Here is a 14,214-nt window from a genome sequence, read left to right on the forward strand (position 1 = left end):
TTTCCGGTCGGTGAATCTTTCTCGACCGGAAGCGATCTTATTAAAAAAGAATACATTATGGAAATTATAAAAAATGGCTCCTTGCCATCGGTCAAAGGTCCCGAAGACTGGTTTACCGGATCGGTAAGGATCGATCCCTTATTTCAGAAAAAAGAGGTAACCAAAGCGGCCGGTGCCAGTGTGACTTTTGAACCGGGAGCCAGAACGGCCTGGCATACTCACCCCGCCGGCCAAACCCTGATCGTCACCGCCGGCTTAGGCTGGGTGCAACGGGAAGGAGGGCCCATTGAAACGATCCGACCGGGAGATGTGGTCTGGTTCGCACCGAACGAAAAACATTGGCACGGCGCCGCTCCCGATAAAGCCATGAGCCACATTGCGATCCAGGAAGAAGTGGACGGATCGGTGGTTACCTGGATGGAAAAAGTGAGCGATGAGCAGTATAGCGAAAAATGATGCTAAGGTAATGGCTGTGGAAGGCTATCGCCCACCATTACCTGGATCCACCAGCACCCCTGACCAATGACAGTCAGGCCAATGCTCCGGGTCATTGTAAGTACTCAGTATTTGGGCTAAAATGGGGAGAGTATCATACTGATGTGAATTGCCGGGGACAATTACCCCGACAGTTTACACCGAGTACAGTTTTTTAACGTAGCGGATTCTTTATCGCTATAATCATCTGCCCCATGAAAGCTACCATCCCCACTTCCGTCCAACGAGTGACCGCTTTCCTGTTGGTCCTCCTGACTCTGACCCTCACCAGCGGTTGTTTTCTCGAGTACTACAAGATCGATCGCTCCGACCGCGAGCGTTTCGTTCGGGTAGTGGATGAGGAACATGCCGAAAGGTATTTTGTCGTTTACCAGCGGGGAAAAGTATTTCAGTTGCTGGACCCGGTGATCGAGGGAGAAGTGCTGCGTGGTTCCTTAGCGGTACTACCGGCGCACAAAACCAATTTCGTTTACCGCAACCGGGTGGCCGTACTGAATGACGACGGTCCGAAAATTACCAATAAGCAAGGTCACCGTTACCGGCCGTACGAGAAGTTTATCATCCAGGCGGTCCACATCTATCTGAAAGAAAGCTCTGAAGTGTCGCTGGAGCCGGGGGGAGGAGCATTTGTACCTTTTACCGAGATCCTCCAGGTGCACATTTACGCCAAGGATAAGGGTAGCACTTTTGCTTCACATGTCTTTCCGGTTGTGAGTTTGGGCGGATTGGCCTATCTGATCAGTGGTGCCGAGGTGATGAGCTTTGGCGATTGGGACTTAAGTGGTTTTCATTATTAATAAGGAAGGTCTCCGGGTTCTTATCCGGTAAGGCTTGAAAATAAAATTCAATAATCAATAACCAAAGGAGAATCCTCCGGGAGTCGAAAATGCCCGGAGGATCACCTGTTTTATCATTTTCACTTAGCCCAGTACCTCCTGGTCTCCGAGGAAGGGCTGGTGGTAAGATCGTTTGTCCGTCGCTTTGTACATCGCGTTAGCCACGGCCCCGAAAATGGGCGGGAATGGCGGTTCTCCCATACCCGTCGGATCCACGTCGCTCGGTACGAAATGTACATCGATGTTCCGGGGAGCCTCACTCATCCGGATCATGCGGTAGGTATCGAAGTTTTTCTTCTCCGGGGCACCGTCCTTAAAGGTCATCGCTCCGAAAAAGGCATTACCCACACCGTCAGTAATGGCGCCTTCGGCCATGTTGGCGGCCGCATCGGGATTGACCACAATACCACAGTCGATGGCACAGCAGACATTTTCCACGCGGGGTTTGCCATTTTCCATCACCAGATCCAGAACATGGGCTACGTAGGTAGCGTGGCAGAAATAGGCGGATACGCCCCGGTAGACATTTGGCTGCTCCTGTCCCCAGTTCGATTTTTCACGTACCAGTTCCAGTACACCGGCGTAGCGCGCGGCATCGTAATCATTTCTTTCTCCAACCGGATCATTTTTGGCCCGTTCCAGCAGTTCGAGCCGGAATTCGATGGGATCTCTTCCGGCGGCCTCCGCAACCTCATCCAGGAAAGACTGCTCCGCACCGGCAATGAAATTAGACCGCGGTGCGCGGAAAGCGCCGATGGTAATATTCGAATCAATGGACCATTCTTCGGCTAGGTAGTTATCGATCGCACCGGCGGGGAAGCGATTGGCAAAAACCGGACTTTCCGGCACGCCGCCACCCTTCACGTGGAAAGCCGTCAGATTACCGTTCTCGTCCAGAGCTGCCCGGTAAGTCGCGGAATAAGACGGACGGTAAATACCGAAAGTCATATCGTCTTCCCGGGTATACATCAGTTTGACCGGCGCATTCACCTTCTGGGAGATCAGAGCCGCCTCTACGATGTAGTGTCCGTACGCCCGGCGACCGAAACCGCCACCCATACGGGTCAATTCAATTTCAATATTTTCCACCGGTATGTCGAGCCGGGCGGATACCGTTTGCTCGATCACGCCGGGTCCCTGAATGGGGCCGGCCAGTTCTACCTTGTCGCCTTGTACGTGGGCGAAAAAGTTCATGGGCTCCATACAGTTATGCGCCAGGAAGGGAGCGGTGTAGGTCCGTTCAATGACCTGCGCGGCATTTTTAAAAGCCGTTTCCGGATCGCCGTCTTTCCGGCTCACTTTGGCCGGTTGTTCAGCCAGTTTGGCCATTTCTTCCCGGTGGGAGGTGGTGCTTTCCAAACCGGCCGGAATGGTTACTTCCTGTTTGCCGCCCCAGCCGTTAACCACCATGGAGTGTTCGGAGAACGGTTCCCATTCGGCCTTAAGCGCCTTTTTGGCGTTCATCACCTCCCAGGTAGAATTGCCTACAATGGCGATCATTTCTGGGAAGGCGTTGGTGTCAAAACCCGCTCTTTCGTAATCGTCTTGCAGGGTTTTGATCGTGAATACGTCGCGAATCCCCGGCATGCCTTTCGCTGCGTCCGTGTCGGCTGATTTCAACTGCATACCGAAGGCCGGCGGATGGGCGATCATGGCGATCAGCATACCTTCCTTCTTTTTGTCTACTCCGAACATGGGCTGGCCGGTCACGATCTTTTTACCGTCCACATTTTTGCGGGAGGTACCGATGATCTTGAAGTCCTTATTGTCTTTCAGTTCTACTTCTTTCGGTACGGGGATCTGGGCGGCGGCGGAAGCCATTTCGCCGTATCCGGCAGACTTACCGCTGGCTTCGTGGTGCAGCATGCCGGCGGCCGTGGTAATTTCGCCTACGGGTACTTCCCAGGCGGCAGCGGCGGCTTCGCACAACATCTGACGCGCGGTGGCGCCCGCCATTCTCAGACCTTCCCAACCCCGGCGGATACCGGCACTACCGCCGGAAAACTGATTGGTGGCGGTGTAACGTTCTGCGTTGAAGTTGGCCTGCTCAACGATCACGTTTTTCCAGTCCACATCCAGCTCTTCGGCGATGATCATCGGCATGGAGGTCTTAACGTTCTGTCCGAATTCCGGATTGGGAGATAGGATCGTTACGACTCCGTTGTCGCCTATTTTAAGGTAAGCATTGATGTCGAACCATTCGTCCGGCATCTGCAATACCTCTTCTTCGGCCGCCGCTTGACAGGACGTCAGCCAGTTGAAGCCGATCATCAGGCCACCCCCGGCGAGGGCGGAAGTTTTTAGAAAAGAACGTCGGTTATATGATGTCTTGATAAGGGTCATTTTTTAGTGATTTGGTGAATTTAGGATGAATAGACCGGGGCCGGACGTTTAGTCCGCAACCGGGAATCAACCGTTAGCAGCGGTCTTGATAGCCGCCTTGATGCGGGTGTAAGTGCCGCAGCGGCAGATATTGCCGTTCATGGCCGTATCGATATCGGCGTCACTCGGGCTGGCATTGTTCTGCAGGAGCGCGGCGGCGCTCATGATCTGCCCGGCCTGACAGTAACCGCACTGGGGCACATCGTGCTCCAGCCAGGCTTTTTGTACCGGATGGTCTCCGTTCTCGGAAAGGCCTTCGATCGTAGTGATCGACTGATCGCCTACCGCCGAAACCGGCAACTGGCAGGACCGCATGGCATTGCCGTCCAGGTGAATGGTGCAGGCCCCGCACTGGGCGATGCCGCAACCGTATTTGGTACCGGTCAGGTCGAGGTGATCCCGCAGTACCCACAGCATGGGAGTGGTTGGATCGACGTCTACCTGAAGTTTTTTACCGTTGATGTTCAGTTTGTATACTGCCATGATAATGATGGATTAAATGACTTATGCTTAAGCGGTTAGTGTAGAGGCATAAAATAAAGAATTACCCTTGCAATATGGTAATGCAATTCAAATAAATACATACGAAATTCAAACAATTTGACCCTAAGTCGGCTAATCCGGGAAAAAGGTGGCCCTTAGTGTGCTTATACCAGACTTTGGGAGAGGGAATGGCGGAAATATTTACTATTTTCAAACACTCCGGGAAATCAGATAAACCGGAGGAATTTACAAACAACGGCTACAGAGCCAGGATAGCATATAGATCACCTGATACCCCGAAATTTATCTTCCAGATAACCATACAGCTGGATAATGACTATCAGCATTGCCGCAGCAAAAAACATCCAGATCGCGACAACTTTTTGGGGAGTCATCAGAAACAGGATCAGGGCGCTGATGCTGATCCAGATCAGATCCCGGCGCAATTCCTCATTTTCGCCACCCAAAAACAGGTGTCCAATCAGATTGAATAGATGCATAAAGTAGATCTGACCAAACGCAATAATGACGGTCCAGTAAATACCGAATGCAAAACCATAGAACGAGCACAGCAGAACCCCCAGTATCCCTATCCAGGCCAGCCATTTTAAATTCAGCATGCTGTTGATTTGCTTCATGATCCCGGGAGCGCTTTGGTGTGACTCCATGATAATGATAAAATGGGACTGAGCCGCTAATTTTCCTGGTAATTAACCTTTGGGAATATCGGCGCTTACCGGATCCACACCATTTTTTTCGAAATGAGCCCTTCGTTCGTTTTGAGTGAAACCAGGAACAGCCCCGGCGCGATACGGTCCGGCGGGGTCCATTCCAATACGTGCGTACCGGCAGTTTGCCAGTTGGTGGTTTCCAATTCCTGCAATAGTCGTCCTCTCGAATCCGATATGCCCAGCCATACCGGACCGGGACTGGACAAGTGATAGGCAATGCTAGCTGAAGTATGTACGGGATTGGGATAGATATTGAGGTGCCCTGCTACGCCCGTCTTTCCGGGAAGGTCCCCGGGCGGAATGGAGTAGGGCTTGATCTCCGGTTCTTCGCCAGGACCCGAGCGGGCCAGGGTGGGCGAGCAATCGATGACACTGGCCTTAAAACTGGACCCCGCCTCTGCAATAAAACCCGGCTCCAGGGTAACCTGAATGCCCGCTAGAAACTCTACCGTGGATCCGTCGGCCACACGCCCGGCGGAAGTAATGGTTTGGCTGGCGGCGTAGTTGCCGGAGGGAATAGGATCGTCATCGATGGTCGGATCGACCAGGTCTGGATTGAAACAGCCGGGCGGCGCTTCGTTTTTGAAGCGGACATGGTGGGGACGTCCCTGGGAATCCAGGGTGATCCGGGCGATCTCTTCTCTGGTGAGATCATTTAAGAAAATATGAAAACCGGAAGTGTCTATCCCAAGGGTAGCTGCACTGGCCGGAAAGTATTGCATGCTGAGATCGGTGATGTCCAGCCAGCCCAGTGGAATAACGTGCGCATCCATTCTGGTCTCTTTATACTGGGTAACTGCTAATCGAAGTACGGGATAGGGTACCGGAAGATCGGGACTAGGTATAGTGGCAGTGCCGTAAGCGTTTACCGCATAGAAAGTGCTGATGCTACTACGGATCCGGACGGAATCCGTAGTCGTCAAACCCGCAGCCAGGTAGGCATTACGGATGGCCGGCGGTAATTCGCTAAATTTGAATCCCTCCAACAAACTGGCAGATTGCGAATAGGAATCGAAAAAGTTGAGGGGTGTAATGCGCTCGTCTAAGCCTCCATTGGGGAGTCTCCCTTTCCAGGTGTAATCGTATACGATATTAAAGGGCTCACCGAACAGATTGTTTTCGGTCCAGCCCTTGAGCTTTAGCCCCGAACCGGAAACCAGATAGTACCGTTCCTCACCGGCTGCATTTTGGGTCATTAAATTGGCCCCTGGGAACCGGTACACATACTGCCCCCCATCCGGGGCCAGGAACGTTTCGGTGAGGGACTCATCGGCCGTCAATCCACTAAAATCCCAGCTGAGATCGAATCCCGGAGGTGTGATCATCCCGAAGGTAGCCTGATCGTAAGCCCAGGAGTATTTCAGCTGGTCGCCGAGCGCGGGTAGGGTAGAGGAAGTTATGGTGATCTGGGCCTGTAACAACAGACCGAAAAAGGTCAGGAAAAGTACAATGGAGCTTCTCATAGGATGTATATCCGGACGGATTAAAACGGGTAAGCTGGATGTTTCAAAAGACGCCAGGGTATCATTCCCATCTTGCCACTTGCGAACCCTTCCCGTCGACGGCATACATTCAAAGCTACTGATTTTTTGCGGTGTTGGTGCCGAATGCCGGGGATTATTTTTGGTCCGTATTTTTTACTAGATCACTGCATTTCGAAACTGTTCGCATACCGAAGGATCAGGCAACCCCCGGATCAAATCACGGAATGCTCCCGGCTACTCAAAAGGGGTTTGATCCAAGGCCAAGGATCGTTAATTTTCATTTCCTGGTTCCTCTATGCGACTTTCAGTCTGAACCAGTTCCCTGATTAACTCATAAAAATCCAAACGTCATGAAAAACTATTTGATTACCGGGATCTTCCTGATCACCTGTACCTTGATGCAGGCCCAAAGTCAACCGATCAAGGTAGTATTCGATCTGACCAGCGGGAATGAATCCACCCAGGAATCAGCCCTGCGGCACTTGAAACTAATGAGCGAATCCTATCCCGATTCCGAATTTGAACTGGTGGTTTACGGCAAGGCCCTGAATATGGTGCTGCAGGAAGAATCCACCCTGGCGGAGAACATCCGGTTTTTTGAAGATAGAGAGCGGATTTCGATCAAGGTCTGTGAAGTCACCATGAAGAGACACGGGATAGAAAAGACCCAATTGCTCACCGGCGTGGAGTCGGTCCCCGATGCCATCATGGAAATTGTGAGCAAACAGGCTGCCGGGTGGGGGTATATCAAAGAGGCGCATAACTGATCCCTGGCCGACGGAAAATTTGTATCCCCGATGGTTCGGTCCTTTGCGGCCGATTACTAAAAATTAAAGTGATTTTGAACTGCCGGTCGTATGGCCCGGGAAGAGCCCGGTGCCATCACCGGCAATTCAGATATTCCCGCCAGGATGATCGGTTATTTTAGCCCAACTTTGGCAATTTCAATGATAGGATTCCGTGCCCGCAGAAAGCTAGTTCTAATTTTAAAACGTACCATCGTAAACCGGATGTCTTAAAATCGCTCTTTGAATTCGCCGGATCATTTGATGGAGAAAACCCATTTTATCTCCAGGGCTCTGCCCTTCCCTGATCTGAATTCAATCATGCCGCTACAAATATTTCAGGGCTCTGCCCTTATCCATGTCAGCGGCGTAACTGCGGAAATATTGGTAGATCGGTAAGGTGTTACACCTCGAAGGGCGTAGCCCTGCCCAGGTATAAATCTAGAATGTTTGTATTCCTATTCTATTTACCGGACGCAACATAAAATCCTATAGTCGAGCTTTAAGGGATAGAGCGCTTTCTGATTACACACCTCAGACTCTTAGGTCAAATTTTGGCCGGTCGCTAGGCAGAATCCAGGATTTTCAGGAATCTACAGAACATCCTCCAGCCCGTTCCGGTTACCAAAAATATGACCGCCCTTCGAAACATATACCGGATACTGGCCTTTAGTCTAGCCGGCCTGTTGTTGATCAGCTCGATCAACTGCGCGGTCGATATGCATTTTTGCGGCGGCAAGCTGGTGTCGGTAAGTTTATTGGGCAAAGCAAAAAGCTGTTCGGAAGCCGAGAGCCGGCAAAAGCGTTGCCGGATGTCCGATGATCACGAAATTGTGGGGACTAATGATCTCCAGCGGATAAGCCGCACTCCCTGTTGCCAGGATCAGTTGCTGCACATTCAGCTGGACCAGGACCAAAAGCAGGAAACCGTAGAGCGCGACATCAACTCCCCGGAATATTTCACCCATAATTTCACAACGGCATTGCTGTCCGTTCAACCCGTTGGGTACTATCCGGAATGGAATATCTCAGCGGCCCACGCTCCACCCGACCCACGCCGGGACCTCCGGCTGTTCACGCAATCCTTTCTATTATAGCTTTCGTATGAGGTCCGACCGTAGGGTCGGCTGATCCTGATCATCCGCTGTTCAAGAAAAAAAACCGGGCATTCGTCGGTCTGCACAAGGTGACTGATGCCCCGGCATTCGCAAATTCGCCGCCTTCGGGGAGCATGTCTTCTCCGGGTGAGCCACCAAATTCCAAAAAAATGAAAATCTTTCATGCACTACTGTTTGTCCTGATCTTTGCTCTGGGAACCGCCTGTAACGGTGGAAAAAAGAATACCGATATTGCCATCAATACGCCCGAAGAAGTGAAGACGGAAAAGGCCAATATGCCGGATAATTTTGATGCCGCTTTCGCTGACGGCCTGACCGAGGCGATCTTTCAGGACTATTTACACTTACGCACCGCTTTCGTGAACTCCGAACAGGGGGAAGCGACCGCCGCTGCCCGGGAACTTACCGAACGCCTGACCGACGAGCAGGCAGAGGCGCTGGCCGCCGCACGCTCCATCGTTGAGGCGTCCGATCTGGAACAACAAAGGGACGCTTTTTCCGATCTGACGATCGCATTGGAACCGCTTTTCAAAAACGGTCTCAGCGAAGGCGTGATCTACAAACAACACTGCCCGATGGCTTTCAATAATGAAGGCGCTGACTGGTTCAGCGATTCGGAACAGATCCGTAATCCTTATTTCGGAGATAAAATGCTGAGTTGCGGGAAAGTGGTGGAAACCATTCAGTAACCATAATTGAAATTTTAAAACCAGAATCAAGCTAAAATAAAGACCAATGAACCCATACGTAAAATTTGGACTGATGCTGCTGACCAGCTTCATTACCATGTACGCTGTGATGTACATGAATGTCGATCAGCTGGATCACATCTATCTGGCCCAGACCCGCACCTATATGACCATCCTGATGATCGCCCCTATGGCCATCTCCATGCTGCTCTTCATGTGGGGCATGTATAAGGACAAGCGCAAGAACTACCTCATCATAGCGGCTGCCCTGCTGATCGGGGCTTTCACCTACCACATCCTGCGCCAGCAGACCTTTGTGGACGATAAAGCCTGGATGCGGGCGATGATCCCCCACCACAGTTCCGCCATCATGGTCAGCGAAAAGGCCCACCTGGACGATCCCGAAGCCATCCAGCTGGCCAAGGAGATCATTGAAGCCCAGAAGCGGGAAATTGCCCAGATGAAAAAAATGCTGTATCGCCTGGAGCAGGCGGAGTAAGGACCGATACCGACCTTCTCATTCTTATCTGATGAGCGAATAGACCACTTTTAGATAAGATCTGTTAGAATACAGAGACCGGATCGTTTGGTAAAAGCCGACTACCTAATTAACAGTTGACTTTCCGGAAAACCGGAACGGTGCGTTTCAACCATTTTGTAAATTAAAACAATAAAGCATATGGCTTACTATTTCAATACTACGCTTGAGAATGCTGACTTTGATTCGGCCATCGAAAAGGTCACCGCCGCCCTGAAGGAACAGGGTTTTGGGATCATTTCCGAAATTGACATTCAGGCAACGATGAAAAAAAAGCTGGATGTAGAGGTCCGGCCCTACCGCATTCTGGGAGCCTGCAACCCGCAGTTCGCCTACCAGGCGCTGCAGGTCGAGGATAAGATCGGTACCATGTTACCCTGTAATGTGATCGTCCAGGAAGATGAGAACGGGAGGATCGAAGTAGCGGCCGTCGACCCGGAGCAGTCCATGCAGGCTATCCAGAACGAGGAACTCGAAAAGATCGCCGGGGAAGTGCAGGACAGACTGCGGAAGGTGATTGCAAGCCTTTAAGGTTCCGGGGCGCTGGAGATCGCTTAGGGCATGAGTACCAAACGGATAGGTGCGAAATTCAAACAATTTGATGTGTTGTATTTCATTTGGAAAGTGCTGCAAGCGCTATATCCCCTGATAGGTTATCGGTTTTCGTAGACCAGGATCTGCCGATGAGTTGGTAACTGAAAAGAACAATCCTATTTCCTATCCCGAAAATCACTTGGTGCAAACCCCGTTTCCCGTTTAAACATGCGACTGAAATGCTGCGGGTATTTGAATCCAAGCTCGTAGGCTATCTCGCTAACTGATTTATCGGGATCGAAGATCTTTGATTTTGCCACTTCGATGACTTTTGCCTGGATATATTCCTGAGCGCTCTTTCCGGTTTCCTTTTTGATGAGATCTCCGAAATAATTGGGCGAAAGTCGTTGTTGCTCGGCAAAATAATTTACGGAAGGAATGCCCGCTCTCCAGAGTTTGCAACTCTGGATATATATAGACAACTGGCTGCTCATATCGGTAAGCTTTGTAGTTGCCTTTGTATCACTACCATACTATCTACAAGAAGATTTCGATACAGGCTAGCATTTTGAAAATTCGAGAAACGGTGGCCCATATTAAGTCGGAGTTGCAAACTCCTCCGAGTGGTAAGGGTACCGGCTTTGATTCTGTAGATTGCTGAATGACAAATTGCGAAAAACCTCGATGCCCGTAGTATAGCGAGGCCCATCTCACTACCGCTCTCCAGAGTTTGCAACTTCGGATGCCTATCAAATTACACCTCGCTGTCTGTCGTATAGCCGCACCCGCCTTAATACCGCTCCCCAGCGTTTGCAACTCTGGATTTATATAAAGACAACTGGTCGTTCACATTGGCAAGCTATGAAGTTGCCTTTGTATTACTTCCATGCTATCTATTAGAAGATTTCGATACAGGTGAGTATTTTGAAAATTCGAAAAACGGTGGCCCATATTAAGTCGGAGTTGCAAACCCTCGATGCCCGTAGTATAACGACGCCCATCTCATTACCGTTATCCAGAGTTTGCAACTCTGGATGCCTATTAAATTACACCTCGCTGTCTATTGTATAGCCGCACCCACCTCACTACCGCTCTCCAGAGTTTGCAACTCTGGAGCCATATTATTCAACAGCCAACCGTAACAGGTTCAAAATCCCTGGCGAAACCATTGATCGTCGTTTGAAACGACAACCAATTATCGAGACAACAGCAGAAATGGTTGAGTCTACATTTTACAAAAATTACTAAATTTTCGGCTCGTTGAAGCTATAGCGATTAGATATAGTGTTGGCCTTACAAATGCCTCCGAGCGGTCAGGGCACTGGCATTGGTCCGACAGCTTACTGAAAGATAAACCACAGTTAGCAGGAAAGTTTTTCTTCGGGGTAATATGGTTTTTTCTGCAACACAATATTTCACTTTCACTTTCAATGAATCTAAGAATCAGTTGTTTAGGTGTAGATGGGTAGTTTTTGATGAATGATATTTGCAACAGCTTATCAATTTTGTCCATGATAGATAAAACACTGGAAACTAACTTTACTGCCAGTCAGATAACCTGATAAATGGCTGATCGAAGTAGTTTGGGAAAGCATGCAACCACCTGCATGAAGCATAATTACACCAAGCATTCCCATCCGTAGATTATCATTACTTAAAACTATAACCTTTTTTATCATGGAAACAAACGAAGCAACCTGGTACGGCGAGAATGGGTCCGTACTGAAATATCATTTTGTAAAGTATTTTGGCAACAAGCCAATGATCCAGTTTGAAGGCACTTATACCCAACAACAAGAATCTCCAACCACACCGCAAACCCTTACCGGCATACTAACTTTCACGGATGACGATCCGCCCAAAAAGGTGCTTCCGATAGGCTTCGTGGTCGGCTGGCCACAAATGACTTCCCGAAGAGTGGCGGTGACGAGTTGGTGTGGAAAGATCCGAACCCTTGAAAATGGGAAAGAAGTTATGGAAACTACGTGGATAAAGACCATCAGCGGTGTCGAACAACCAACGACAACGGAGACCGGTAAAGAAACTTTTTCGCAGACCCCTCCCGGCGGAGAGTAATGTTGGTATAAAAAACGGAGTAAAGTCTTTAGCATGTTTCAATAACTATCAAAAGGCTTTACTCCACAGTTTAATAATTCTCTCCTAAAATCATACCCAATGGAATCTCTTTATAAGGCAGCTACACCCGTTCAGAAGGCAAAAGGCTTTGATACCAATACCAAACTAAACACTGATCTGGCACAGCAGCTTAAGCATGCGGGCTATCAGTTTTGCTTACGCTACATTTCGCGTAGTACTGCTGAAGATCCCAGAGATCTCACCGCGGAGGAAGTCGGGGACATTTTGGAGGGTGGCCTGGCTTTGATGCCTGTTCAGCATGTGGACAGGAAGGGGTGGACCCCTAATGCAGCTCTCGGAAAGGAGTACGGAGCGGAGGCGGCAGCCCATGCTAGAGAAGTCGGTTTCATTCCTGGAATAAATGTTTGGCTGGACCTGGAAGGGGTCGCTAGGGGCACAACCGTGGATGCTGTGGTTGACTATGCGAATGCCTGGAATCAGGAACTCTTCGCTGCTGGTTTTGTGCCCGGGCTGTATGTAGGGAATGATTCAATACTAAATAGTGACGATCTATACCAGAAATTGTCCTTTCACCATTACTGGAAATCATTGAGCCAGGTACCGCCTGTTGCCCAACGGGGCTATCAGATGATTCAAGTAATGGGAAACATAACGTGCGGGATAGACCTGGATGAAGATTACGTACAGCCTGACAATATGGGAGAGACGGTTATTTGGATGGTAAAAAATAGCTGAACCATTGAATGATGTGGGCGTTACAAACGCCCCGCTCTTCAGCCTTTGCAAGGCTGGATTCATAGATAGACAATTGGTCGCTCACATCGGCAAGCTTTAGTTGCCTTTGTATTACAGCCTATTAGAAGATTTCGATACAGGTGAGCATTTTGAAAATTCGAGAAACGGTGGCCTATATTAAGTCGGAGTTGCAAACTCCTCCGAGCGGTCAGGGTACCGGCTTTGATTCGGCAGATTGCTGAATGACAAATTGCGAAAAACCTCGCTGCCCGTATTATTGCGACTCCCATCTCACTACCGTTATCCAGCGTTTGCAACTCTGGATGCCTATCAAATTACACCTCGCTGACTGTTGTATAGCCGCGACTACCTTACTACTGCTCTCCAGAGTTTGCAACTCTGGATAAACAATTGATCGCTCACATCGGCAGCTTTGTAGTTAGCTTTGTATTACTACCTATTAGAAGATTTCGATACAGGTGAGCATTTTGAAAATTCGAGAAACGGTGGCCCATATTAAGTCGGAGTTGCAAACTCCTCCGAGCGGTCAGGGTACCGGCTTTGATTCGGCAGATTGCTGAATGACAAATTGCGAATAACCTCGCTGCCCGTAGTATAGCAACACTTATCCCACTACCGCTATCCAGAGTTTGCAACTCTGGATGCCTATCAAATTACACCTCTCTGACTGTCGTATAGCCGCACCCACCTTGCTGCCGCTCTCCAGCCTTTGCAACTCTGGATATATGTAGACAACTGACTGCTCATATCAGTAAGATTTGTAGTTGCCTTTGTATCACTACCATACTATCTACTAGAAGATTTCGATATAGGCTAGCATTTTGAAAATTCGAGAAACGGTGGCCCATATTAAGTCGGAGTTGCAAACTCCTCCGAGCGGTAAGGGTACCGGCTTTGATTCTGTAGTTCGTTAAAAAACAAAATGCGGATAACGGGCGAGTAAGGGAGATTTGCTGCAGACATCCCTGAAAGGGGAAGAGTTCAAAGCAATGCAGACCTGCCGATCTACTTTTTTAGTGACTCTACACCAAATTCAAGCGAGCTCGATTGGGTATCAAACCAATAAAAAAGGCCACCCTTGGGTGGCCTGTATCGCTTTGCGGAGGAAGAGGGATTCGAACCCCCGGTACCTTTCGGTACGCCGGTTTTCAAGACCGGTGCATTAAACCAGCTCTGCCATTCCTCCAGAGCTTTTTATCAAAGCGACCGCAAAGATAAGTATTCTGATTAAAAACAAAAGACTTTTTTATGAAATTACTGTCGGTAATTCGCAAAAAATGCAGTAG

At 49.6% G+C, this 14,214-nt stretch carries 14 protein-coding genes and 1 tRNA gene; 9 read left to right on the forward strand and 6 right to left on the reverse strand.

Annotated features, from left to right (window positions below; all coding sequences use genetic code 11):
* The first annotated feature begins 57 nt into the window (after positions 1–57).
* Together CRP01_RS14785 and CRP01_RS14790 are read left to right on the forward strand one after the other, a co-directional pair.
* Positions 58–456 carry a (R)-mandelonitrile lyase gene (locus CRP01_RS14785; RefSeq protein ID WP_099150833.1) on the forward strand — a complete coding sequence of 133 codons (399 nt, stop codon included), beginning with the start codon at positions 58–60 and terminating at the stop codon, positions 454–456.
* Between the two features lie 233 nt (positions 457–689).
* On the forward strand, positions 690–1,292 hold the full coding sequence (locus CRP01_RS14790; protein WP_099150834.1) for a hypothetical protein: 603 nt from the start codon (positions 690–692) through the stop codon (positions 1,290–1,292).
* 123 nt (positions 1,293–1,415) lie between these two features.
* On the opposite strand, the gene CRP01_RS14795 is transcribed toward CRP01_RS14790, so the two are convergent.
* The 4 genes from CRP01_RS14795 to CRP01_RS14810 all read right to left on the reverse strand — a co-directional run bounded on the left by CRP01_RS14795 (position 1,416) and on the right by CRP01_RS14810 (position 6,390).
* Positions 1,416–3,674, reverse strand: a complete 2,259-nt coding sequence (locus CRP01_RS14795) for a xanthine dehydrogenase family protein molybdopterin-binding subunit (RefSeq protein ID WP_099150835.1) — start codon at positions 3,672–3,674, stop codon at positions 1,416–1,418.
* A 66-nt stretch (positions 3,675–3,740) separates the two neighbouring features.
* Complete coding sequence (locus CRP01_RS14800; protein WP_099150836.1) at positions 3,741–4,196, reverse strand: (2Fe-2S)-binding protein; 456 nt, start codon at positions 4,194–4,196, stop codon at positions 3,741–3,743.
* Positions 4,197–4,480: 284 nt separating this feature from the next.
* On the reverse strand, positions 4,481–4,834 hold the full coding sequence (locus CRP01_RS14805) for a hypothetical protein (protein ID WP_099150837.1): 354 nt from the start codon (positions 4,832–4,834) through the stop codon (positions 4,481–4,483).
* Between the two features lie 95 nt (positions 4,835–4,929).
* Complete coding sequence (locus CRP01_RS14810; protein ID WP_099150838.1) at positions 4,930–6,390, reverse strand: T9SS type A sorting domain-containing protein; 1,461 nt, start codon at positions 6,388–6,390, stop codon at positions 4,930–4,932.
* A gap of 371 nt (positions 6,391–6,761) precedes the next feature.
* Between CRP01_RS14810 and CRP01_RS14820 the strand changes: the two genes are divergently transcribed.
* The 5 genes from CRP01_RS14820 to CRP01_RS14840 all read left to right on the forward strand — a co-directional run bounded on the left by CRP01_RS14820 (position 6,762) and on the right by CRP01_RS14840 (position 10,072).
* Entirely contained in the window at positions 6,762–7,178 is a 417-nt protein-coding gene (locus CRP01_RS14820; protein ID WP_099150840.1) for a DsrE family protein, read from the forward strand.
* A 650-nt stretch (positions 7,179–7,828) separates the two neighbouring features.
* Entirely contained in the window at positions 7,829–8,293 is a 465-nt protein-coding gene (locus tag CRP01_RS14825; RefSeq protein WP_099150841.1) for an HYC_CC_PP family protein, read from the forward strand.
* A gap of 170 nt (positions 8,294–8,463) precedes the next feature.
* On the forward strand, positions 8,464–9,003 hold the full coding sequence (locus CRP01_RS14830) for a DUF3347 domain-containing protein (RefSeq protein ID WP_170110377.1): 540 nt from the start codon (positions 8,464–8,466) through the stop codon (positions 9,001–9,003).
* A gap of 46 nt (positions 9,004–9,049) precedes the next feature.
* Positions 9,050–9,502, forward strand: coding sequence for a DUF305 domain-containing protein (locus CRP01_RS14835; protein ID WP_099150843.1), 453 nt, complete (start codon positions 9,050–9,052; stop codon positions 9,500–9,502).
* Positions 9,503–9,682: 180 nt separating this feature from the next.
* Complete coding sequence (locus CRP01_RS14840) at positions 9,683–10,072, forward strand: DUF302 domain-containing protein (protein ID WP_099150844.1); 390 nt, start codon at positions 9,683–9,685, stop codon at positions 10,070–10,072.
* A 179-nt stretch (positions 10,073–10,251) separates the two neighbouring features.
* Here the strand turns inward: CRP01_RS14840 and CRP01_RS14845 are convergent, their stop codons facing one another.
* Entirely contained in the window at positions 10,252–10,569 is a 318-nt protein-coding gene (locus CRP01_RS14845) for a helix-turn-helix domain-containing protein (protein ID WP_099150845.1), read from the reverse strand.
* Positions 10,570–11,752: 1,183 nt separating this feature from the next.
* Between CRP01_RS14845 and CRP01_RS14850 the strand changes: the two genes are divergently transcribed.
* The gene (locus CRP01_RS14850) at positions 11,753–12,151 is read left to right on the forward strand and encodes an avidin/streptavidin family protein (protein ID WP_099150846.1); all 399 of its coding nucleotides are present in this window, start codon (positions 11,753–11,755) and stop codon (positions 12,149–12,151) included.
* 99 nt (positions 12,152–12,250) lie between these two features.
* Positions 12,251–12,907 (forward strand): DUF1906 domain-containing protein, encoded by a 657-nt coding sequence (locus CRP01_RS14855; protein ID WP_099150847.1) that lies wholly within the window; start codon positions 12,251–12,253, stop codon positions 12,905–12,907.
* Between the two features lie 1,121 nt (positions 12,908–14,028).
* Here the strand turns inward: CRP01_RS14855 and CRP01_RS14860 are convergent.
* Positions 14,029–14,114 (reverse strand) — tRNA-Ser (locus CRP01_RS14860).
* Positions 14,115–14,214 lie beyond the last annotated feature (100 nt).

The sequence above is a fragment of the Flavilitoribacter nigricans DSM 23189 = NBRC 102662 genome, assembly GCF_002646595.1.
GTDB classification, from domain to species: domain Bacteria; phylum Bacteroidota; class Bacteroidia; order Chitinophagales; family Saprospiraceae; genus Flavilitoribacter; species Flavilitoribacter nigricans.

What these genes read in the sequence shown, in the direction of transcription:
- CRP01_RS14850 (WP_099150846.1), top strand. Translation starts at nt 11,753, where the DNA reads ATGGAAACAAACGAAGCAACCTGGTACGGCGAGAATGGGTCCGTACTG.
- CRP01_RS14840 (WP_099150844.1), top strand. Translation starts at nt 9,683, where the DNA reads ATGGCTTACTATTTCAATACTACGCTTGAGAATGCTGACTTTGATTCG.
- CRP01_RS14785 (WP_099150833.1), top strand. Translation starts at nt 58, where the DNA reads ATGGAAATTATAAAAAATGGCTCCTTGCCATCGGTCAAAGGTCCCGAA.
- CRP01_RS14810 (WP_099150838.1), bottom strand. Translation starts at nt 6,390, where the DNA reads ATGAGAAGCTCCATTGTACTTTTCCTGACCTTTTTCGGTCTGTTGTTA.
- CRP01_RS14830 (WP_170110377.1), top strand. Translation starts at nt 8,464, where the DNA reads ATGAAAATCTTTCATGCACTACTGTTTGTCCTGATCTTTGCTCTGGGA.
- CRP01_RS14835 (WP_099150843.1), top strand. Translation starts at nt 9,050, where the DNA reads ATGAACCCATACGTAAAATTTGGACTGATGCTGCTGACCAGCTTCATT.
- CRP01_RS14855 (WP_099150847.1), top strand. Translation starts at nt 12,251, where the DNA reads ATGGAATCTCTTTATAAGGCAGCTACACCCGTTCAGAAGGCAAAAGGC.
- CRP01_RS14805 (WP_099150837.1), bottom strand. Translation starts at nt 4,834, where the DNA reads ATGAAGCAAATCAACAGCATGCTGAATTTAAAATGGCTGGCCTGGATA.
- CRP01_RS14845 (WP_099150845.1), bottom strand. Translation starts at nt 10,569, where the DNA reads ATGAGCAGCCAGTTGTCTATATATATCCAGAGTTGCAAACTCTGGAGA.
- CRP01_RS14825 (WP_099150841.1), top strand. Translation starts at nt 7,829, where the DNA reads ATGACCGCCCTTCGAAACATATACCGGATACTGGCCTTTAGTCTAGCC.
- CRP01_RS14790 (WP_099150834.1), top strand. Translation starts at nt 690, where the DNA reads ATGAAAGCTACCATCCCCACTTCCGTCCAACGAGTGACCGCTTTCCTG.
- CRP01_RS14800 (WP_099150836.1), bottom strand. Translation starts at nt 4,196, where the DNA reads ATGGCAGTATACAAACTGAACATCAACGGTAAAAAACTTCAGGTAGAC.
- CRP01_RS14795 (WP_099150835.1), bottom strand. Translation starts at nt 3,674, where the DNA reads ATGACCCTTATCAAGACATCATATAACCGACGTTCTTTTCTAAAAACT.
- CRP01_RS14820 (WP_099150840.1), top strand. Translation starts at nt 6,762, where the DNA reads ATGAAAAACTATTTGATTACCGGGATCTTCCTGATCACCTGTACCTTG.